At 62.9% G+C, this 20,624-nt stretch carries 18 protein-coding genes and 1 tRNA gene; 16 read left to right on the plus strand and 3 right to left on the minus strand.

Annotated features, from left to right (window positions below; genetic code table 11):
* Positions 1-119 precede the first annotated feature (119 nt).
* Positions 120-1,667: a 2-isopropylmalate synthase gene (locus tag BJG93_RS04810; protein ID WP_027197204.1), complete on the plus strand. Its 1,548-nt coding sequence runs from the start codon at positions 120-122 to the stop codon at positions 1,665-1,667.
* A gap of 126 nt (positions 1,668-1,793) precedes the next feature.
* On the opposite strand, the gene BJG93_RS04815 is transcribed toward BJG93_RS04810, so the two are convergent.
* The 3 genes from BJG93_RS04815 to BJG93_RS04825 all read right to left on the minus strand — a co-directional run bounded on the left by BJG93_RS04815 (position 1,794) and on the right by BJG93_RS04825 (position 4,880).
* On the minus strand, positions 1,794-3,356 hold the full coding sequence (locus BJG93_RS04815) for a SulP family inorganic anion transporter (RefSeq protein ID WP_027197205.1): 1,563 nt from the start codon (positions 3,354-3,356) through the stop codon (positions 1,794-1,796).
* A 108-nt stretch (positions 3,357-3,464) separates the two neighbouring features.
* On the minus strand, positions 3,465-4,100 hold the full coding sequence (locus tag BJG93_RS04820) for a carbonic anhydrase (RefSeq protein ID WP_027197206.1): 636 nt from the start codon (positions 4,098-4,100) through the stop codon (positions 3,465-3,467).
* 228 nt (positions 4,101-4,328) lie between these two features.
* Positions 4,329-4,880, minus strand: a complete 552-nt coding sequence (locus BJG93_RS04825; RefSeq protein ID WP_027197207.1) for a hypothetical protein — start codon at positions 4,878-4,880, stop codon at positions 4,329-4,331.
* A 186-nt stretch (positions 4,881-5,066) separates the two neighbouring features.
* Between BJG93_RS04825 and BJG93_RS04830 the strand changes: the two genes are divergently transcribed.
* From BJG93_RS04830 to nuoH, 15 genes are all read left to right on the plus strand, one after another.
* A complete protein-coding gene (locus BJG93_RS04830; protein WP_027197208.1) occupies positions 5,067-6,443 on the plus strand; it encodes a branched-chain amino acid ABC transporter substrate-binding protein in 1,377 nt (458 codons plus the stop codon).
* 210 nt (positions 6,444-6,653) lie between these two features.
* On the plus strand, positions 6,654-6,926 hold the full coding sequence (rpsO, locus tag BJG93_RS04835) for a 30S ribosomal protein S15 (RefSeq protein ID WP_008920609.1): 273 nt from the start codon (positions 6,654-6,656) through the stop codon (positions 6,924-6,926).
* Positions 6,927-7,271: 345 nt separating this feature from the next.
* A complete protein-coding gene (pnp, locus tag BJG93_RS04840) occupies positions 7,272-9,407 on the plus strand; it encodes a polyribonucleotide nucleotidyltransferase (RefSeq protein ID WP_027197209.1) in 2,136 nt (711 codons plus the stop codon).
* 149 nt (positions 9,408-9,556) lie between these two features.
* Positions 9,557-10,573, plus strand: coding sequence for an NAD(P)H-quinone oxidoreductase (locus BJG93_RS04845; RefSeq protein WP_027197210.1), 1,017 nt, complete (start codon positions 9,557-9,559; stop codon positions 10,571-10,573).
* Between the two features lie 167 nt (positions 10,574-10,740).
* A complete protein-coding gene (gene tpiA, locus BJG93_RS04850; protein WP_027197211.1) occupies positions 10,741-11,517 on the plus strand; it encodes a triose-phosphate isomerase in 777 nt (258 codons plus the stop codon).
* A gap of 82 nt (positions 11,518-11,599) precedes the next feature.
* Positions 11,600-11,986 carry a preprotein translocase subunit SecG gene (gene secG, locus BJG93_RS04855; RefSeq protein WP_027197212.1) on the plus strand — a complete coding sequence of 129 codons (387 nt, stop codon included), beginning with the start codon at positions 11,600-11,602 and terminating at the stop codon, positions 11,984-11,986.
* Between the two features lie 112 nt (positions 11,987-12,098).
* A tRNA-Leu gene (locus tag BJG93_RS04860) sits at positions 12,099-12,183 on the plus strand.
* A 158-nt stretch (positions 12,184-12,341) separates the two neighbouring features.
* Positions 12,342-12,701: an NADH-quinone oxidoreductase subunit A gene (locus tag BJG93_RS04865; RefSeq protein WP_027197213.1), complete on the plus strand. Its 360-nt coding sequence runs from the start codon at positions 12,342-12,344 to the stop codon at positions 12,699-12,701.
* Between the two features lie 62 nt (positions 12,702-12,763).
* Positions 12,764-13,243, plus strand: coding sequence for a NuoB/complex I 20 kDa subunit family protein (locus BJG93_RS04870; protein ID WP_006052903.1), 480 nt, complete (start codon positions 12,764-12,766; stop codon positions 13,241-13,243).
* Positions 13,244-13,263: 20 nt separating this feature from the next.
* Positions 13,264-13,866, plus strand: coding sequence for an NADH-quinone oxidoreductase subunit C (locus tag BJG93_RS04875; RefSeq protein ID WP_027197214.1), 603 nt, complete (start codon positions 13,264-13,266; stop codon positions 13,864-13,866).
* A 9-nt stretch (positions 13,867-13,875) separates the two neighbouring features.
* Positions 13,876-15,129, plus strand: coding sequence for an NADH-quinone oxidoreductase subunit D (locus tag BJG93_RS04880; protein WP_027197215.1), 1,254 nt, complete (start codon positions 13,876-13,878; stop codon positions 15,127-15,129).
* A 133-nt stretch (positions 15,130-15,262) separates the two neighbouring features.
* Complete coding sequence (gene nuoE, locus BJG93_RS04885; RefSeq protein ID WP_027197216.1) at positions 15,263-15,748, plus strand: NADH-quinone oxidoreductase subunit NuoE; 486 nt, start codon at positions 15,263-15,265, stop codon at positions 15,746-15,748.
* Complete coding sequence (gene nuoF, locus BJG93_RS04890; RefSeq protein WP_027197217.1) at positions 15,745-17,073, plus strand: NADH-quinone oxidoreductase subunit NuoF; 1,329 nt, start codon at positions 15,745-15,747, stop codon at positions 17,071-17,073. Before nuoE ends, nuoF begins: the two co-directional genes overlap by 4 nt.
* Positions 17,074-17,216: 143 nt before the next feature.
* Positions 17,217-19,550 carry an NADH-quinone oxidoreductase subunit NuoG gene (nuoG, locus tag BJG93_RS04895; RefSeq protein WP_027197218.1) on the plus strand — a complete coding sequence of 778 codons (2,334 nt, stop codon included), beginning with the start codon at positions 17,217-17,219 and terminating at the stop codon, positions 19,548-19,550.
* Positions 19,551-20,615, plus strand: a complete 1,065-nt coding sequence (gene nuoH / locus BJG93_RS04900; RefSeq protein WP_027197219.1) for an NADH-quinone oxidoreductase subunit NuoH — start codon at positions 19,551-19,553, stop codon at positions 20,613-20,615. It begins immediately after the preceding gene.
* Positions 20,616-20,624 lie beyond the last annotated feature (9 nt).

A 20,624-nucleotide genomic window follows, 5' to 3' on the forward strand; every position in this document is an offset into this window, starting at 1 on the left:
TTGCGCTCCGTCCGCCCCGGCCGCGATCATCGTGATCGCCCTACCTCGCCAGCGGCGGCGACCATCGTCCTATTCCAAAACCAAGTCCCACATCCGAACGACTCCCGAGGAGGCCCCACATGTCCGACAAACTGATCATTTTCGACACCACGCTGCGTGACGGCGAGCAATCGCCCGGCGCGTCGATGACGAAGGAAGAGAAGATCCGCATCGCCAAGCAACTCGAGCGGATGAAAGTCGACGTGATCGAAGCGGGCTTCGCGGCCAGTTCCAACGGCGACTTCGACGCGATCCATACGATCGCGGGTCTCGTGAAGGACAGCACGATCTGCTCGCTCGCGCGTGCAAACGACAAGGACATTCAGCGGGCCGCCGACGCATTGAAGCCCGCCGAACATTTCCGCATCCACACGTTCATCGCGACGTCGCCGCTGCACATGGAAAAGAAGCTGCGCATGACTGCCGATCAGGTGTTCGAGCAGGCGAAGCTCGCGGTGCGTTTCGCGCGCAAATTTACCGACGACGTCGAATTCTCGCCGGAAGACGGCAGCCGCTCCGATATGGACTTCCTGTGCCGTGTGCTCGAAGCGGTGATCGCCGAAGGCGCGACCACGATCAACATCGCGGATACGGTCGGCTACGGCGTGCCCGAGCTCTATGGCCAACTCGTGAAGACGCTGCGCGAGCGCATTCCGAACTCGCACAAGGCGGTGTTCTCCGTGCATTGCCACAATGACCTCGGCATGGCGGTCGCGAATTCGCTCGCTGGTGTGCAGCTTGGCGGCGCGCGCCAGGTCGAATGCACAATCAACGGTCTCGGCGAGCGCGCGGGCAATACGTCGCTCGAAGAAATCGTCATGGCGGTGAAGACTCGCAAGGATTACTTCGGACTCGACGTCGGCCTCGACACGACGCAGATCGTGCCGGCTTCGAAGCTCGTGTCGCAAATTACGGGCTTCGTCGTGCAGCCGAACAAGGCCGTGGTCGGCGCGAACGCATTCGCGCACGCGTCGGGCATCCATCAGGACGGCGTGCTGAAGGCGCGCGATACTTACGAAATCATGCGCGCGGAAGACGTGGGTTGGTCCGCGAACAAGATCGTGCTCGGCAAGCTGTCGGGCCGCAACGCGTTCAAGCAGCGTCTGCAGGAGCTCGGCATCGCGCTGGATAGCGAAGCCGATCTGAACACCGCGTTCGCTCGCTTCAAGGAACTCGCCGATCGTAAGTCGGAGATTTTCGACGAAGACATCATCGCGATCGTCAACGAGGAATCGGCGGAAGCGCACGAGAAGGAGCACTATAAGTTCCTGTCGATGTCGCAGCATTCGGAAACCGGCGAGCAGCCGCACGCAAAGGTCGTGTTTTCGATAGAGGGTAAAGAGATCACCGGCGAAGCGCGCGGCAACGGGCCGGTCGACGCCACGCTCAACGCCATCGAAACGGAAGTGGGCAGCGGCTCCGAGTTGCTGCTCTACTCGGTCAATGCGATCACGACCGGCACGCAGGCGCAGGGTGAAGTCACCGTGCGGCTGTCGAAAAGCGGACGCATCGTCAACGGTGTGGGCACCGATCCGGATATCGTCGCGGCATCCGCGAAGGCCTATTTTTCGGCGCTCAACAAGCTGTATTCCAATGCGGACAAGTTGAATCCGCAGCGCTCGGAGTAACGGGAGCATGGCGCGCCGGTAGCGCGCAATCTCGAGTGAGGGTCGAAGGAGTAGCCCCGCGGCACCAGGCACGCGGGGCTTTTTTTTGCCGTCATCGCGCAGGCGCGGTGACGCGAAATTCCGGAATTACTCCGCCGCCGCGCGCCGTACCGACCAGCCGCGCGTTGCGCGCGCCTGCGCACGGACCTGATATCTGACGTCGACGCTGATCCGGCGGCGCGGCGCATCGGTGACGAACGCGTCCAGCAGCTCGCGCACGTCATGATCGACGAAATCGGCGCGCGTCGCGTCGACGATGACGGTGGCACCATCCGGAATCTGCTGCAAATAGTGCTTGAGCGGAACCTTGCCGAGAAACGACACGTCTTTGCGAAACGACAGCAGGTAGTGATCGCCATGCTGCGCGAGCACGATCGGGCCGCGCAGGTTCGCGTACAGCGCGAACAGCATGCTGCACAGTATGCCGAGCACGATACCGATCAGCAGATCGGTGACGAGCACACCAACGAGTGTGACGATAAACGGTGCGAACGGCGCGAACCCCTGCCGCGCGAGCCCGGCGAACAAGGACGGCTTGGCGAGTTTGAACCCGGTGAAGATCAGGATCGCAGCAAGGCAGGCGAGCGGGATCAGGTTGATCACGCTCGTGAGCGCAAACACGCTCACGAGCAGCAAGACGCCGTGAACGATTGCCGAGAGCCGGCTTTTTGCTCCGGCATGCACGTTCGCGGAGCTGCGCACGATCACCGAAGTGATCGGCAGCCCGCCGATCGCTCCGGCGATCAGATTGCCCACGCCCTGCGCCTTGAGTTCACGATCGGGCGGTGCACGGCGGCGTTCCGGATCGATTTGCTCGACTGCTTCGAGGCTCAGTAGCGTTTCGAGGCTTGCGACGATTGCGATCGTGATCGCAACACGCCATATGTCGGGATTGATCAGTTGGGCGAACTGGGGTCCGAAGTCTGCCGACTCGAGCGCGGCCAGCAGTGCCGCGAACGATTCGAGCGACGGCAACGCGACCCGTCCTTCGGCGGCCGGTGCCAGTGACGGCGCAACGAGATTCAGCGCGAGCGTCGCGCCGATGCCGAGCAGCACCACCGCGAGTGGCGCAGGCATGATGCGCACGACAGCGAAGCGGCGCAGCGCGCGCGTTTCCCAGCCGGCGAGGATCGCCAGCGACATCAGCGTGATGAGAACGGCAGTCACGGAGATCGCGCCGAGCGGTGTTGCGAGCGCCGCCGCCGACTTCACGGCGGCACCGCTGCCGGACAGGCCCAGCGCGGCGGGAAACTGCTTGAAGATCAACAGCACGCCGATGGCCGCGAGCATCCCCTTGATCACTGGCGACGGCACGTAGGCGGCGAACCGGCCGGCCTTTAGCATGCCGAAGCCGAACTGGATCACGCCCGACAGTAGTACGGCCAGCAGGAAAGCGGAAAACCCGCCAAGCCGCGCGATGCCGTCGACGACGATCACGACGAGGCCCGCGGCCGGGCCGCTCACGCTCAGACGCGAGCCGCTCAGGGCGGCAACCACGAGCCCGCCGATGATGCCGGACACCAGCCCCGCAAACGGGTCGACACCCGATGCGTGGGCAATGCCGAGGCAAAGCGGCAGGGCCACCAGAAAAACGGCCGTGCCGGCGAGCACGTCGCGCTGGAGCGCGGAGAAAGAGCTTTGAGTATTCATGATGTCGAAGAACGAGAGGTAGGGCGACGGGCGACTAACAGGTATGTGTCGATGACGATTCCGCTGTCGGCTCCGTCCAGGGTCCAATGGGGCGGCCGATGCGCTTCGCTACGCCGCACTATGCGCGGCGGTCGTGCAGGTCATTGCGTCGTCGGCGGTATAGCCGGAGGTGAGCACCTTGATGCGCCCGTCGTCGAGCGCAAAAATCCAGCCGTGTACGAGCGGCGGCGCGTCAGCCTTCTGCACGATCGCACTGGCCCGTAGCTGCCGCACCTGTTCGAGCACGTTCAGTTCGGCGAGGCGGTTGACGCGACCCGACTCGGTCGTGGCGCCGTCCAGTTCCGAACGATGCGTTTTTGCGAGTGTGCAGAGTGGCGCGATACGCCGGTTGACATGGGGTAGCGCGGGGTCTGGCGGCAGCAGCGCGGCGCGCACGCCGCCGCAGCCGTAGTGGCCGCAGACGATCACATGGCCGACCTTGAGCACCCGCACCGCGTATTCGAGCACGCTCGCGACGTTGTCGTCGTCAGGATCAAACAGGTTGGCGATGTTGCGATGGACGAACAGATCGCCGGGCTCGCAATGGGTGATCGTTTCGGCGGGCACGCGGCTGTCCGAGCAGCCGATCCACAGAATGCGTGGATTCTGGCCGCGCATGAGGTCGCGAAAAAAAGCGGGATTGCGCGTCGCGGTTTCATGCGCCCACGCGACGTTGGCGACCAGCAGGTGTTTGGGGCGGTTCATCGTAGCAACTCCGTCAGAGAGGCAATTGACCTGGCACCGGATACGACAACGGCCGCGCGGTTGATCGCGAGCCGGTACCCGAACGGGGTTTACAATAACCTTTCTTCTGCGAAATGGTTGACGCGAACAGGGTAAAATTCTGTTTTATGCTTAAAGAATAAAAAAGCCGCCTATCAAGGGCGGCTTTTTCGAGATTTTAGTGCTTCCTCTGAACAGGGCGCTCAGTGCTCAGAACAGGCTGCGGCGATCGGGGTCATGCAGCGGGTCGGGCGTCTTCTGCGTGAGGCGCAGGACGCCCTGGTCGTCGAAGTAGAAGCTGTACAGCATGTACCAGACGTTGTCCTCGAGATAGCGATAGGTCCACACCTCGCGTTTCATCATCGGGAAGTACGACGTTTCGACCGGGCGGCCAAAGTTCACCAGCACGTCGCTGCGCGTCCATTTGCCGATTTGCGCGCGGTAGAACTCGTTGGGCTGCAGTACCTGCCGCATGTCGACGATCTTGCCGCCCGCATCGATGTCGGCGGCGGTGGTGGTTTCGCCCATCGGCTGTGTCGGCCACATCAGACGTTTGCCGCCGTCGGGCAGGTCGTAGGTTTCGCGCGGCGGACCGAGGCGCGCGATGACCGTCGATGCGTCCGCTCCCTGTTGATACTGCTGCCACGGCTGCGCGCAGCCGGCGAGCGCGAGCAGGCTCAGGCAAGCGAGCGCGGCGCGGCGCAGGCCGGCCCCGGCCGGGGCGGTGGTAGAGGCCGCCGAGCGGTGGTGGCGGTTCGACATGGATTCCTCCGATGGCGTTTGAATAGCGGTTCTTATCATCGAGATGCACTATTTTGACACGCGCTGTGGCGAAACAATGGCGCGGCCTGAACGTGGTCACCTCGAAACGGTAACGGATGCGCCCGCTTGCCTATTCGCTGCCCGTCGGCCTATGATCCGCGCTTCGAAGATTCAGGCGGGACCAGCATGACGGCGATGTGGCAACGGGCGGCGGCAGTTGCGCTAGCGGCGATTTCGATGGCAGTGGCGGGACCCGGGGCGGCTGAGGCGGCGAATCCGGCGGCGACGGGCACGAATCCAGCGGCCACGCGGGCCGCAACGCCGGGCGTAATTCCCGCCAGCAAGTCCGGAAGTCTGCCGCCCGGCAAACCCACTGGCGCGCCAATCCAGCTTGCGCTGATCGAAGGCATGTCCGGCCCGTTCGCGAACGCCGGCGCGGCGGTCGAGCGCAATCTGCGCTTCGGCGTCGAGCAGGTGAACGCGCACGGGGGCGTGAAGCTCGGCGACGGCGCCCATCCGTTCGAACTCGTGGTGCTCGACAGCAAGGGCAGCACGGAGGAAGCGCTGACGCAATTACGCGCGGCCGCGGACCGCCACATCGGCTACATCCTGCAGGGCAATAGCTCGGCGGTCGCCGCAGCACTGATCGGGGCGATCGACAAGCAGAACAGCCGCGAGCCAGAGAACCGCGAACTGTTCCTCAATTACTCGGCCGACGACCCCGCGCTCACCAACGGGGACTGCAGCTTCTGGCACTTTCGCTTCGACGCGCACGCGGGCATGCGTATGGCCGCGCTCGCCGATGTGATCGAACGTGACAAGGCGGTAAAAAAGGTCTATCTGCTGAACCAGGACTACAGCTTCGGCCACGATGTGAGCAGCCTCGCGCGCTCGACGCTCGCGGCGAAGCGTCCCGACATCGCGGTGGTCGGCGACGAATTTCACCCGATCGGCCGCGTGAAGGATTTCGCGCCGTATATCGCAAAGATCCGCGCGAGCGGCGCGGACGCCGTGATCACCGGCAACTGGGGCAACGACCTGACGTTGCTCGTGAAAGCGGCGCGCGAGCAACGCCTCGACACGAAGTTCTACACGTTCTACGGCAACAGCCTCGGCGCACCGGCCGCGCTCGGCGACGCGGGCGTGGGCCACGTGATGGCGGTCGCCGAGTGGCATCCGAACGTCGGCGGCGCGGCGTCCGACGCGTGGTACGCGGCGTTCCGCGCGCGCTTTCCGGCCGCGCAGGACGACTATCCGGTGCTGCGCATGCCACTGATGATCGAAACGCTCGCCGCCGCGATGAACCGTGCCGGCAGCGCCGATCCGACGGTGGTCGCGAAAGCGCTCGAGGGCTTCCGTATCGACAACGATTTTCACGCTTCCTGGATGCGCGCCGACGACCATCAACTGATCCAGCCCCTTTACGTGATGCAAATGGACAAGACGGGCGCCCCCGGCGTGCGCTTCGATAACGAAGGCTCCGGTTACGGCTTCCGCACGGTGCTCGCGCTACCGGCCGAGCGCACGGTATTACCGACGGTCTGCCGGATGCGGCGCCCTTGAACGGCCGCATCCGCCGCCCGGTCTGCCGTGCCAGCCCGGGGTTCGCGGCCGGAGCCGCCTGTGCTACAATACGCGTCCCGTTGTTGGGCTGGGTTCCGATTCAGTCGATTCAGCCACGAACGGAAATCAGTGAAAGTAAATGGTGAAACGGGTATCCCACGGCACGGCCTTTCTTCCGTGACCGCCTGTCCAGTTATCAAGGAAATTGACATGTCCGCAGTTGAAGCAAGCAAGAAGTCCGAAGTCGTCGCGCAATTCGCACGCGCAGCCAACGACACCGGCTCCCCCGAAGTTCAGGTCGCGCTGCTCACGACCCGTATCAACGAACTGACCTCCCACTTCAAGGAGCACACGAAGGACCACCACAGCCGCCGCGGTCTGCTGCGCATGGTGAGCCGTCGTCGCAAGCTGCTCGACTACCTGAAGGGTAAGGACGCGGATCGTTATCGCAGCCTGATCGAGAAGCTGGGTCTGCGTAAGTAATCGGCCAGTCGTTCAGCAAGATGCCTGTGTCAGTTTCGCTGATACAGGCATTTTGTTTTTGCACGGTACGGTTCGTGTAACGCGTGCCGCCTGTGATTCGCCGCGTATGCCGGTTCGCGCGGCGTCCACGGGCAGCGCAGTAGCAGTAGCAAGACAGCAGTAAAACAGGCAGTAACAGGAACAAGGCCGGGCTTCAGGGCAGAGTTTTGTGTCATTCCAGCGGTTCGCGCGCACGCGCAGTGCGTGGCCCTCTGGAATGGCATAGCACGACTCTTCCCATGCGGCGCCGGCCCTGGCGTTGCCGCGCCGCTTCCGGTCCGCGCGGCATTACGATGAGGAAAAGCAATGACTATGTTCAACAAGATCGTCAAAGAGTTTAAGTGGGGGCAGCACAACGTTCGCCTTGAAACCGGTGAAATCGCTCGCCAGGCGGGCGGCGCGGTGATCGTCGACGTCGAAGATACCGTGGTGCTCGCCACCGTGGTCGGCGCGAAGACCGCAAAGCCGGGCCAGGACTTCTTCCCGCTCACCGTCGATTACATCGAAAAGACCTACGCCGCCGGCAAGATCCCGGGCGGCTTCTTCCGCCGCGAAGGGCGTCCGTCGGAAGGCGAGACGCTGATCTCGCGCCTGATCGACCGGCCGCTGCGTCCGCTCTTCCCGGAAGGCTTCTACAACGAAGTGCAGGTCGTGATTCACGTGCTGTCGCTGAATCCGGAAATCCCCGCCGACATCCCCGCGCTGATCGGCGCGTCGGCGGCGCTCGCGGTGTCGGGCCTGCCGTTCAACGGCCCGGTCGGCGCGGCACGCGTGGCCTACATCAACAATGAATACGTGCTGAACCCGACGCGTCCGCAGATGAAAGAATCGGCGCTCGACCTCGTCGTCGCCGGTACGGAACGCGCGGTGCTGATGGTCGAATCGGAAGCGCAGCAGCTCAGCGAAGAAGTGATGCTCGGCGCCGTCGTGTTCGGTCACGAGCAGATGCAGACCGCGATCGACGCGATCCACGAACTGGTCCGCGAAGGCGGCAAGCCCGAGTGGGACTGGCAACCGGCCGCGAAGAACGAAGCGCTGATCGCGCGCGTGACGGAGCTGGCGCAAGCCGATCTGCTCGCCGCTTACCAGATCCGCGACAAGCAAGCTCGCTCGACCAAGCTGAAGGAAGTCTACGCTGCGACCTCGGCGAAGCTCGAGGAAGAAGCCGCGGCAGCAGGCACCGTGGCGGCCGACAAGGCGTCGGTCGGCAACGTGCTGTTCGACATCGAAGCGAAGATCGTCCGTACGCAGATTCTGAACGGCGAGCCGCGCATCGACGGCCGCGACACGCGCACCGTGCGCCCGATCGAAATCCGCACCGGCGTGCTGCCACGTACCCACGGCTCCGCGCTGTTCACGCGCGGCGAGACGCAGGCGATGGTGATCGCGACGCTCGGCACCAAGGGCGACGAGCAGAACATCGACGCGCTCGAAGGCGAGTACCGCGAACGCTTCATGCTCCACTACAACATGCCTCCGTTCGCGACAGGCGAAACGGGCCGCGTCGGATCGCCGAAGCGCCGTGAGATCGGTCACGGCCGTCTCGCCAAGCGCGCGCTCCTCGCGTGCCTGCCGAGCGCCGACGAATTCGGCTACTCGATTCGCGTCGTGTCGGAAATCACCGAGTCGAACGGTTCGTCGTCGATGGCTTCGGTGTGCGGCGGCTGCCTCGCGCTGATGGACGCCGGCGTGCCGATGAAGGCGCACGTCGCCGGTATCGCGATGGGCCTGATCCTCGAAGGTAACCGCTTCGCGGTGCTGACTGACATTCTCGGCGACGAAGATCACCTCGGCGACATGGATTTCAAGGTCGCGGGTACGGAACAAGGCGTGACCGCGCTGCAGATGGACATCAAGATCCAGGGCATCACGAAGGAAATCATGCAGGTCGCGCTCGCGCAGGCGAAGGAAGGCCGCATGCACATCCTCGGCAAGATGACCACGGCCGTGGCCGGCGCGAACACGCAGCTGTCGGAGTTCGCCCCGCGCATGATCACGATCAAGATCAACCCGGAAAAGATCCGCGACGTGATCGGCAAGGGCGGTTCGGTGATCCGCGCGCTGACCGAAGAAACCGGCACGACGATCGACATCTCGGACGACGGCGTCGTCACGATCGCTAGCACGAACAGCGAAGGCATGGCCGAAGCGAAGCGCCGTATCGAATCGATCACGATGGAAGTCGAAGTGGGTCAGGTGTACGAAGGCACCGTGCTCAAGCTGCTCGACTTCGGCGCGATCGTGAACATCCTGCCGGGTAAGGACGGTCTGCTGCATATCTCCGAAATCGCCAACGAGCGCATCAAGGACATCAACGACTATCTCAAGGATGGCCAGCAGGTGAAGGTCAAGGTCATCCAGACGGACGAGAAGGGCCGTGTGCGTCTGTCGGCGAAGGCGTTGCTGAACGACGCGCCGCAAGGCGAACCGACTCCGCAGTAATGCGGTAGCGGACAAACGGCCGGCCGTGTCATGCGCGCCGGCCGTTTTTCATGCAGGATGGATTGCGTTGCGAATTCGAATCGCAGCGCGGCGCTACGGCAGACGCAACAACCGCTGGGCAACGCAATCCAATCTTGGAGTTGACGCAGATGAAAGCGATCGAAATCACAGAATTCGGTGCGCCGGAAGTCCTTAAGCTGGCGGAGCGTCCGATGCCGCAGCTCAAGGCGGGCGAGGTGCTGATCAAGGTGGCGGCATCAGGCATCAACCGTCCGGACGTGTTTCAGCGCAAGGGTGGCTATGCGCCGCCGCCGGGCGCGTCGGATCTGCCGGGGCTGGAGGTGGCGGGCGAAATCGTCGGCGGCACGATCGACGGGAAGAGCAATCCGTTCGGTCTAAAGATTGGCGATCGCGTGTGCGCGCTTCTGGCCGGCGGCGGCTACGCCGAGTATGCGGCCGCGCCGCTGCTGCAATGCCTGCCGGTGCCGGCCGGATTGTCGGATATCGAAGCCGCTTCGCTGCCCGAGACCTTTTTCACGGTGTGGAGCAACGTGTTCGATCGCGCGCAGCTCGGCCAGGGCGAAGGCGGCGGGAACGAAACGCTGCTCGTGCAGGGCGGTTCGAGCGGCATCGGCGTGACGGCGATCCAGATTGCGCACGCGCTGGGCTTCCGTGTATTCGCCACCGCGGGCTCGGACGATAAATGTCGCGCGTGCGAAGCGCTCGGCGCCGAACGGGCGATCAACTACAAGACTGAAGATTTCGTCGAAGTCATCAAGTCGCTGACCAACGATCGCGGCGTCGACGTGATCCTCGACATGGTCGCGGGCAGTTATGTGCCGCGCGAATTGTCAGCGCTCGCCGACGGTGGCCGCATCGTGCTGATCGCGCTGCTCGGCGGTGCGAAAGCGGAGCTGAATCTGAACGAAGTGTTGCGCCGCCGTCTGACGCTCACCGGTTCGACGCTGCGGCCGCGGCCGATCGAGTTCAAGGCACAGATCGCAGCGCAACTTAAGGAGCGCGTGTGGCCCCATCTCGAGGCTGGGCGCATCAAGCCGGTTGTGCATCGCGTGTTTCCAGCCGGCCAGGCTGCCGACGCCCATGCGCTGATGGAAAGCAGCGCGCACGTCGGCAAGATCGTGTTGACGTGGGGTCAGGAGGCTTGACGTCATCGGTTTGACCCGATCCACCCCAGGCAGTAAAATTGCGCGTTTTGCGCGCGCCGGATCAATCCGACAGGCGGGCCCCGAGCGCAGGAACAGGCTGCAGCGAAGCGCGAGCGCAGTCCGTCCGCGCACCAAGCGGGACCGGCAAGACAGGACAACACGAGACGATGTCGAATCAACAACGAGCCAAACTGGTAGTCGGTAACTGGAAGATGCATGGGCGGCTCGCCGCGAACGCCGCGTTGTTGCAGGCGGTGGCGCGGGGCTCCGGCGAGTTGCCGGCCGACGTGCGCGTTGGTGTATGTGTACCGAGCCTTTATCTCGCGCAGGCTCAGTCGCTGCTCGAAGGCAGCCCGGTCGTGTGGGGCGTGCAGGACGTGTCCGCGTTCACGCATGGCGCCTATACCGGCGAAGTGGCCGCGCCGATGGTGACGGACTTCGGCGCCACGTTTGCCATCGTCGGGCACTCGGAGCGCCGCGCGTATCACCGCGAGAGCGCCGAACTGGTCGCGGTCAAAACGCAGCGTGTGCTCGAAGCGGGTTTGACGCCGATCGTCTGTGTCGGCGAAACACTCGAAGAACGCGAGGCTGGCTCAACCGAGCAGGTGGTCGGCGGGCAGCTCGACGAAGTGCTCGCGAAGCTGTCGGCTCCGGACGCGGCTCGTCTCGTGGTTGCATACGAGCCGGTGTGGGCAATTGGCACCGGCAAGAGCGCATCGGCGGAACAGGCGCAGGCCGTGCATGGGTTCCTGCGCGCACGTCTCACGGCAAAGGGTGCGGCGGGCGTGCCGTTGCTGTACGGCGGCAGCGTGAAGCCGGACAACGCGGAAGAACTGTTTCGTCAGCTCGATATCGACGGCGGCCTGATAGGCGGTGCGTCGTTGAAGGATCAGGATTTCCTGGCGATCTGCAAGGCGGCCGCCGCGACCAGCGTTGCGGGTTAAGCGGAGCGTCTCGGCGAGGATGACTCCATTTCGCGCGGCACGCAGTGTGCGGCGCGGTTAAATAAAGACTCAGGTGAGTGTAATGCTGTATTTGAAAACATTGATTATCGTCGTTCAGTTGTTGTCGGCGCTCGGTGTCATCGGACTCGTGTTGCTGCAGCACGGCAAAGGTGCCGACATGGGCGCGGCTTTCGGCAGCGGGGCGTCGGGCAGTCTGTTCGGCGCGACCGGTTCGGCGAACTTTCTATCGCGGACCACGGCGGTGCTTGCAGCGCTGTTCTTTGCCACGACGCTGGCTCTCACTTACCTTGGTGCTTACCACGTGAAGCCGTCGGCAGGCGTGCTGGGCGCGGCTGCTACCGCACCGGTCACGGCTTCAGCGCCGGCTGCGGGCTCGGGTCCGGTGGCGACATCGCCCGCGGCGCCGGCTTCGCCTGCGTCGGTTCCGGCGACGGGCGTACCGAAATAAATTTTCGGCCGAAGCCCTCTTGTGCGTTGAACAATCTGTTTAGACAAGTTACAATTCAAGTCTTGAAGCGATTCGCGGGTTTTATAAGTCGTTTTCCCGGATTGCATATAGTGCCGACGTGGTGAAATTGGTAGACACGCTATCTTGAGGGGGTAGTGGCGAAAGCTGTGCGAGTTCGAGTCTCGCCGTCGGCACCAAATGTTATCTAAATGCCAGCCGCTTGCTTCGCTTCGGCTGGCATTTTCACTTCTGGCGTACGGCCGTAGGGCTTACGTCATGCGCGTTGAGGAAGTGATTTCGCGTCAGTGGTGCTATGCTCCTGACGGCACTCAGAACCAACCGATTGAGGATTGTCTTGAACCTCGCAGCCTATTTTCCCGTTTTGTTGTTCCTCATTGTGGGCACCGGTTTAGGCGTAGCACTGGTCAGTATTGGCAAGATCCTCGGTCCGAACAAGCCCGACACTGAGAAAAACGCACCGTATGAGTGCGGCTTCGAAGCATTCGAAGATGCGCGCATGAAGTTCGACGTGCGCTACTACCTCGTGGCCATTCTCTTCATCATTTTCGACCTCGAAACCGCGTTCCTGTTTCCGTGGGGCGTGGCATTGCGTGACATCGGCTGGGCTGGTTTCGCGGCAATGATGATTTTCCTGCTCGAGTTCCTGCTTGGTTTTGCCTACATCTGGAAGAAGGGCGGCCTCGACTGGGAGTGATGGATTAATCGCCGGTTTGCGTGGGTGGCCAGGCTCGCCGCCCCGTCTGGAGTGGAAAGCAAATGAGTATCGAAGGGGTCTTGAAAGAAGGGTTTGTCACCACTACGGCAGACAAACTGATCAACTGGACGCGCACCGGCTCGCTGTGGCCGATGACGTTCGGTCTTGCGTGCTGCGCGGTCGAGATGATGCATGCAGGTGCTGCGCGTTATGACCTCGACCGGTTCGGCGTGGTGTTCCGTCCGAGTCCGCGTCAGTCGGACGTGATGATCGTCGCCGGCACGTTGTGCAACAAGATGGCGCCTGCTCTGCGCAAAGTCTACGACCAAATGGCGGAGCCGCGCTGGGTGATCTCGATGGGCTCGTGCGCGAACGGCGGCGGCTATTACCACTACTCTTACTCGGTGGTGCGCGGCTGCGACCGGATCGTCCCGGTCGACGTGTACGTGCCGGGTTGTCCGCCCACAGCGGAAGCGCTGGTGTACGGCGTGATCCAGTTGCAAGCCAAGATTCGCCGCACCAACACCATCGCCCGTCAATAAGGCCAACGCCCCTCCACAATATGGCAAGCAAACTCGAGACCCTGAAAGCGAACCTCGAGGCGGCCTTTGGCGGCCTCCTATTGAGCGTGACCGAGTCGGTCGGTGAATTGACGATCGTCGTCAAGGCAGGCGACTACCTCCACGTGGCAAAGCGTCTGCGCGACGACCGCGCGCTCGGTTTCGAGCAGTGTGTCGACCTCTGCGGCGTCGATTATCAGACTTATGCCGAAGGCGCTTACGACGGCCCGCGTTTTGCTGCCGTACTGCATCTTCTGTCGGTGCAAAACAACTGGCGTCTGCGTCTGCGCGTGTTCGCACCGGACGACGACATGCCGATCCTGCCGTCCGTTGTCGACATCTGGAACTCGGTCAACTGGTACGAGCGTGAAGCGTTCGACCTGTATGGCATCGTCTTCGAAGGTCACCCGGACCTGCGCCGCATCTTGACCGACTACGGTTTTATCGGTCATCCGTTCCGCAAGGATTTCCCAGTCTCCGGCTACGTCGAGATGCGTTACGACCCGGAAGAGAAGCGCGTCGTCTATCAGCCGGTGACGATCGAGCCGCGGGAAATCACACCGCGCGTGATCCGCGAGGATCGCTATGGCGGTCTGAAACACTAAGAGAACGTCATGGCAGAGATCAAGAACTACACGCTCAACTTCGGCCCGCAGCACCCGGCAGCGCACGGTGTGCTGCGTCTCGTGCTCGAACTCGACGGCGAAGTGATCCAACGCGCCGATCCGCACATCGGTCTGCTGCATCGCGCGACTGAAAAGCTCGCCGAAAGCAAGACGTTCATCCAGTCGGTGCCGTACATGGACCGTCTCGACTACGTGTCGATGATGGTGAACGAACACGGCTACGTGCTCGCGATCGAGAAGCTGCTCGGCATCGACGTGCCGTTGCGCGCGCAGTACATCCGCGTGCTATTCGACGAAGTCACGCGTGTGTTGAACCACCTGATGTGGATCGGCGCGCACGCGCTCGACGTCGGTGCGATGGCGGTATTCCTGTACGCGTTCCGCGAGCGCGAAGACCTGATGGACGTGTACGAAGCGGTGTCGGGTGCGCGGATGCACGCGGCTTACTATCGTCCGGGTGGCGTCTATCGCGATCTGCCTGACGCAATGCCGCAATACAAGGCGTCGAAGATTCGCAATGCGAAGGCGTTGTCGAAAATGAACGAGAACCGTCAGGGTTCGCTGCTCGACTTCATCGACGACTTCTTCGCGCGCTTCCCGAAGTGCGTCGACGAATACGAAACGCTGCTCACCGACAACCGGATCTGGAAGCAGCGCCTGGTCGGCATTGGTGTGGTCAGCCCGGAGCGCGCGTTGCAACTCGGCATGACCGGCGCGATGCTGCGCGGCTCGGGCGTCGAATGGGACCTGCGCAAGAAGCAGCCGTATGAAGTCTATGACAAGCTCGACTTCGACATTCCGGTCGGCGTGAATGGTGACTGCTACGACCGCTATCTCGTACGCGTCGAAGAAATGCGTCAGTCCACGCGTATCGCGAAACAGTGCATTGAGTGGCTGCGCAAAAATCCGGGCCCCGTGATGACGGACAATCACAAGGTTGCGCCGCCGTCGCGCGTCGGCATGAAGTCGAACATGGAAGATCTGATCCATCACTTCAAGCTGTTCACCGAGGGCTTCCATGTGCCGGAAGGCGAGGCGTACGCCGCAGTCGAACATCCGAAGGGCGAGTTCGGCATTTACCTGATCTCGGACGGCGCCAACAAGCCATATCGCCTGAAGATTCGCGCGCCGGGCTATGCGCACCTGTCCACGCTCGACGAAATGGCGCGCGGCCACATGATCGCCGACGCAGTGACGATCATCGGCACGCAGGACATCGTGTTCGGCGAAGTGGATCGCTAGGACGTATTCATCGACGCGTGTCTGCGGTCATCGCACCGCCGCGCGCGTCAAGCAAAGGAACGCCGGGTCTGTCGCAGTATGCCGTGAGCGACAGGTTTTCGTTCGGTAGGAATTGAAAGAGTCGTGTCTGAAAATGATCTCAGCTGAAGGCCTGAAAGAAATCGATCGCGCGGTCGCGAAGTACCCCGCCGATCAGAAACAGTCCGCCGTGATGTCGGCGTTGGCCATTGCTCAAACCGAGCATGGCTGGCTGTCGCCCGAACTCATGCAGTTCGTCGCGGATTACCTCGGCATGCCGGCGATCGCCGTGCAGGAGGTGGCGACCTTCTACACGATGTATGAGACATCGCCGGTCGGCAAGTTCAAGATCACGCTCTGCACGAACCTGCCGTGCCAGCTCGGTCCCGACGGCGGTTCCGAAAGCGCCGCTGAATACCTGAAGCAGAAGCTCGGTATCGACTTCGGTGAAACCACGCCCGACGGCAAATTCACGCTGAAAGAGGGCGAGTGCATGGGTTCGTGCGGCGACGCGCCGGTGATGCTGGTGAACAACCAACGCATGTGCAGCTTCATGAGCCGCGAGAAGATCGACCAGCTGCTCGAGGAACTTTCGAAATGACGGCTTTACACGATCGTCACATCAAACCGCTGATTCTCGCCGGCCTGAACGGCGACAACTGGCATCTTGAAGACTACGTGGCGCGCGGCGGTTACGCGCAGCTGCGCCGCATCCTGGAAGAAAAGATCGCGCCCGAGCAGGTGATCGCCGACGTCAAGGCGTCGGGTCTGCGCGGCCGCGGCGGCGCGGGCTTCCCGACCGGTCTGAAGTGGAGCTTCATGCCGCGTCAGTTCCCTGGCCAGAAGTACCTCGTCTGCAATTCGGACGAGGGCGAGCCGGGCACGTTCAAGGACCGCGACATCCTGCGCTTCAACCCCCATTCCCTGATCGAAGGCATGGCGATCGGCGCATACGCGATGGGCATTACGGTCGGCTACAACTATATTCACGGCGAAATCTGGGAAGTCTATAAGCGCTTTGAAGAAGCGTTGGACGAAGCTCGTCGTGCCGGGTTCCTCGGCGACAACATCATGGGATCCGGCTTCTCTTTCCAGTTGCATGCGCACCACGGTTACGGCGCGTATATCTGCGGCGAAGAAACCGCGCTGCTTGAATCGATCGAGGGCAAGAAGGGTCAGCCGCGCTTCAAGCCGCCATTCCCGGCGAGCTTCGGCGTGTACGGCAAGCCGACCACGATCAACAACACCGAAACGTTCGCGGCGGTGCCTTTCCTGCTCGCCATCGGCCCGCAGAATTACCTGGAAATCGGCAAGCCGAACAACGGTGGCACGAAGATTTTTTCGGTGTCGGGCGACGTCGAGCGTCCGGGCAATTACGAAATTCCGCTCGGCACGCCGTTCGCGACGCTGATGGAACTCGCCGGCGGCATGCGCGGCGGCAAGAAGATCAAGGCCGTGATTCCCGGTGGCTCGTCGGCGCCGGTGATTCCGGGCGACATGATGATGCAGACCGACATGGACTACGACTCGATCGCCAAGGCCGGTTCGATGCTCGGCTCGGGCGCGGTGATCGTGATGGACGAGACGCGCTGCATGGTGCGCTCGCTGCTGCGTCTGTCGTACTTCTATTACGAAGAGTCGTGCGGTCAGTGCACGCCTTGCCGGGAAGGTACGGGCTGGCTATATCGCGTCGTGCATCGTATCGAGCATGGTCTCGGCCGCCAGGAAGATCTGGATCTGCTGAATTCTGTCGCGGAAAACATCATGGGCCGTACGATCTGCGCGCTGGGCGACGCGGCGGCCATGCCGGTTCGGGGCATGCTCAAGCACTACTGGGACGAATTCGAATATCACGTCGCTCACAAGCATTGCCTCGTCGACGGTCATGCCGGCATGGCGGCCGCGCCCGAAACAGTGGCTGCATGACGATGGCTGCATGAGTCGGGCCAACAAGGTTTGGCTCACGGATAACTACCAGACGAACACCTCAACCGCAGGATTCATCGCCCGAAGCGAGCGGTGAACAGGCGAACGATTGAGCGGTAACGGGTTAAGGAAGATTGACCATCATGGTTGAACTGGAAATAGACGGCAAGAAAGTCGAGGTGCCTGAAGGCAGCATGGTGATCCAGGCTGCGCATAAGGTCGACACCTACATTCCTCACTTCTGCTATCACAAGAAGCTGTCGATTGCGGCCAATTGCCGGATGTGTCTGGTCGATGTCGAGAAGATGCCGAAGGCCGTGCCTGCGTGTGCGACTCCGGTGTCGGCCGGCATGATCGTGCGCACCACGTCGGACAAGGCGGTGAAGGGCCAGCAAGCCGTGATGGAGTTCCTGCTGATCAACCATCCGCTCGATTGCCCGATCTGCGACCAGGGCGGCGAATGTCAGCTGCAGGATCTGGCCGTTGGTTACGGGAAGTCGTCGTCGCGCTACAGCGAAGAAAAGCGCGTGGTGTTCCACAAGAACGTGGGTCCGCTGATCTCGATGGAAGAGATGTCGCGCTGCATTCACTGCACGCGTTGCGTTCGCTTCGGCCAGGAAATCGCCGGTGTGATGGAGCTCGGCATGCTGGGCCGCGGCGAGCATGCGGAAATCACGTCGTTCGTCGGCAAGACGGTCGATTCGGAACTGTCGGGCAACATGATCGACCTGTGCCCGGTCGGAGCCCTCACCAGCAAGCCATTCCGCTACAGCGCCCGGACATGGGAGCTGTCGCGCCGTAAGTCCGTCAGCCCGCACGATTCCGTCGGCGCGAACCTCATCGTGCAGGTGAAGAACAATCGCGTGATGCGGGTTCTGCCGTTCGAAAACGAAGCGATCAACGAGTGCTGGATTTCGGACAAGGACCGCTTCTCATACGAAGGCCTCAATAGCCCCGAGCGTCTGACGAAGCCGATGCTCAAGCAGGGCGGCCAGTGGGTCGAAACCGACTGGCAGACCGCGCTCGATTATGTGGTCAAGGGGCTGAACGGCATCAAGGGCGACCACGGCGCGAACGCGCTGGCGGCACTGGCGAGCGCGCATAGCACGGTCGAAGAACTGTTCCTGTTGAAACAGATCGCCGAGGCGATCGGCACGCCGAACGTCGACTTCCGTCTGCGTCAGTCCGATTTCTCGGCGCCCGTTACCGGCGCGCCGTGGCTCGGCGGGGCGATCGCCGATCTGTCGAACGTCGATGCTGCGCTCGTGATCGGCTCGGATCTGCGTCGCGACCATCCGCTGTTCGCCGCGCGTTTGCGCCAGGTCGCTCGCGGCGGTTCGGCGCTCACGCTGATCCAGGCCACCAACGACGACGCGATGATCCCGCAGGCGCACCGCGTGGTCGCGGCGCCGTCCGCATGGCTCGACGCGCTCGCGGGTGTCGCCGGTGCGGTGGGCGAAGCGAAGGGCGTCGCGCTGCCGGAAGCATTCGCAGGCACGCAGCCGACCAACGCCCACAAGCAGATCGCGAAATCGCTGAGTACCGGCGAGCACCGCGTCGTGCTGCTCGGCAACGAAGCGGTCCGTCATCCGGATTTCGCGGCGATCCACGCCGCGGCGCAATGGCTTGCCGAGGCAACCGGCGCAACGCTCGGTTTTCTGACCGAAGCGGCCAACACGGTTGGCGCGCATCTCGTGAACGCGCTGCCGGGCGAAGGCGGTCTGAATGCGCGCGAAGTGTTCGAGCAGCCGCGTAAGGGCTATCTGCTGCTGAACCTCGAGCCGGAATTCGACACGGCCAATCCGGCGCAGGCGCTTGCCGCACTGAAGCAAGCCGACATGGTAGTCGTGATGTCGCCGTTCCAGACAGGCGCCGACTATGCCGACGTGCTGCTGCCGATCGCGCCGTTCACGGAAACGGGTGGCGCGTTCGTCAACGCGGAAGGCTCGGTGCAGCCGTTCAACGGCGTCGTGCGTCCGCTCGGCGACACGCGTCCGGCCTGGAAGGTGTTGCGCGTGCTGGGCAGCCTGCTCCGCGCGCCGGGCTTCGAATTCGACACGGTCGAAGAAGTGCGCGCGGCCGCGCTCGGCGACGGCGATTTGAGTTCGCGTCTATCGAACCGCACCGGCGTCGCGGTGACCCGCGGCAAGGCCGTGAAAGCGGCGCAAGGCAAGTTCGAGCGTCTCGCGAACGTGCCGATCTATCATGCCGACGCGCTCGTGCGTCGCGCCGAGTCGCTGCATCTGACCGCGGCGGCCCGTACGGCGAACTCGGTCGGCCTGCCGGCTGCGTTGTTCGACAAACTGGGTTTGAAAGAGGGCGACGCAGTGCGCGTTCGTCAAGGCGAGCAAGCGGTGCAGTTGCCGGCCGTGCGCGATGCGAATCTTGCGGAGACGGTCGTCCGCGTATCGGCGGCTACGCCTGCCGGTGCAGCGCTGGGCAGCCTGTTCGGTGAACTGGTGGTGGAGAAGGCGTAAATGAGCTTGTTCGATGCGATCAACTCGGGCGGCGCCCAACTTCTCGGTGTGGCATGGCCCACGGTGTGGGCGCTCGTGCGCATCCTGGTGGTGGCCGTCGCAGTCCTGCTGTGCGTCGCCTATCTGATCCTGTGGGAGCGTAAGCTGATCGGCTGGATGCACGTGCGTCTCGGTCCGAACCGGGTCGGCCCCGCCGGGCTCTTGCAGCCGATCGCCGATGTGCTGAAGCTGCTGCTCAAGGAAGTCATTCAGCCCGCGCAGGCGAGCCGCTGGATCTACGTCATCGCGCCGATCATGGTGGTGGTGCCGGCCTTCGCGGTCTGGGCGGTGATTCCATTCCAGGCGGGCGCGGTGCTGGGCGACATCAACGCGGGCCTGCTGTACGCGATGGCGATCTCGTCGATCGGCGTGTACGGCGTGATTCTGGCAGGCTGGGCGTCGAACTCGAAATACGCGTTCCTCGGTGCGATGCGCGCCGCCGCGCAGATGGTCTCGTACGAAATCTCGATGGGCTTTGCTCTCGTGGTCGTGCTGATGACGGCCGGCACGCTGAATCTGTCGGGCATCGTCGGCTCGCAGGAGCAGGGCTTCTTCGCGTCGCACGGCTTGAACTTCCTGTCCTGGAACTGGCTGCCGCTGCTGCCGATGTTCGTCGTGTACTTCATCTCGGGCATCGCCGAAACGAACCGCCACCCGTTCGACGTGGTGGAGGGCGAGTCGGAAATCGTCGCGGGCCACATGATCGATTACTCGGGTATGGCGTTCGCGCTGTTCTTCCTCGCCGAGTACATCAACATGATCGTGATCTCGGCACTGGCTGCAACACTGTTCCTTGGCGGCTGGAGCGCCCCGTTCGGGTTCCTGTCGTTCGTCCCGGGCATCGTCTGGCTCGTCGCCAAGGTTTTCTTCCTGTTGTCGGTGTTCATCTGGGCGCGTGCCACGTTCCCGCGCTATCGCTATGACCAGATCATGCGTCTTGGCTGGAAGGTTTTCATTCCGGTCTGCGTGGTGTGGCTCGTGGTGGTCGGCTTCTGGATCATGTCGCCGTTGAACATCTGGAAATAAAGGGCGGAC

Source organism: Paraburkholderia sprentiae WSM5005 (genome assembly GCF_001865575.2).
GTDB lineage: Bacteria > Pseudomonadota > Gammaproteobacteria > Burkholderiales > Burkholderiaceae > Paraburkholderia > Paraburkholderia sprentiae.

Bases quoted from the DNA above. Each gene is read 5' to 3' on its own strand.
- BJG93_RS04880 (WP_027197215.1), top strand. From the start codon at position 13,876: ATGGCAGAGATCAAGAACTACACGCTCAACTTCGGCCCGCAGCACCCG.
- BJG93_RS04820 (WP_027197206.1), bottom strand. From the start codon at position 4,100: ATGAACCGCCCCAAACACCTGCTGGTCGCCAACGTCGCGTGGGCGCAT.
- tpiA (WP_027197211.1), top strand. From the start codon at position 10,741: ATGTCGAATCAACAACGAGCCAAACTGGTAGTCGGTAACTGGAAGATG.
- nuoG (WP_027197218.1), top strand. From the start codon at position 17,217: ATGGTTGAACTGGAAATAGACGGCAAGAAAGTCGAGGTGCCTGAAGGC.
- nuoE (WP_027197216.1), top strand. From the start codon at position 15,263: ATGATCTCAGCTGAAGGCCTGAAAGAAATCGATCGCGCGGTCGCGAAG.
- BJG93_RS04870 (WP_006052903.1), top strand. From the start codon at position 12,764: ATGAGTATCGAAGGGGTCTTGAAAGAAGGGTTTGTCACCACTACGGCA.
- BJG93_RS04845 (WP_027197210.1), top strand. From the start codon at position 9,557: ATGAAAGCGATCGAAATCACAGAATTCGGTGCGCCGGAAGTCCTTAAG.
- BJG93_RS04815 (WP_027197205.1), bottom strand. From the start codon at position 3,356: ATGAATACTCAAAGCTCTTTCTCCGCGCTCCAGCGCGACGTGCTCGCC.
- nuoF (WP_027197217.1), top strand. From the start codon at position 15,745: ATGACGGCTTTACACGATCGTCACATCAAACCGCTGATTCTCGCCGGC.
- BJG93_RS04825 (WP_027197207.1), bottom strand. From the start codon at position 4,880: ATGTCGAACCGCCACCACCGCTCGGCGGCCTCTACCACCGCCCCGGCC.
- pnp (WP_027197209.1), top strand. From the start codon at position 7,272: ATGACTATGTTCAACAAGATCGTCAAAGAGTTTAAGTGGGGGCAGCAC.
- BJG93_RS04810 (WP_027197204.1), top strand. From the start codon at position 120: ATGTCCGACAAACTGATCATTTTCGACACCACGCTGCGTGACGGCGAG.
- secG (WP_027197212.1), top strand. From the start codon at position 11,600: ATGCTGTATTTGAAAACATTGATTATCGTCGTTCAGTTGTTGTCGGCG.
- rpsO (WP_008920609.1), top strand. From the start codon at position 6,654: ATGTCCGCAGTTGAAGCAAGCAAGAAGTCCGAAGTCGTCGCGCAATTC.
- nuoH (WP_027197219.1), top strand. From the start codon at position 19,551: ATGAGCTTGTTCGATGCGATCAACTCGGGCGGCGCCCAACTTCTCGGT.
- BJG93_RS04875 (WP_027197214.1), top strand. From the start codon at position 13,264: ATGGCAAGCAAACTCGAGACCCTGAAAGCGAACCTCGAGGCGGCCTTT.
- BJG93_RS04830 (WP_027197208.1), top strand. From the start codon at position 5,067: ATGACGGCGATGTGGCAACGGGCGGCGGCAGTTGCGCTAGCGGCGATT.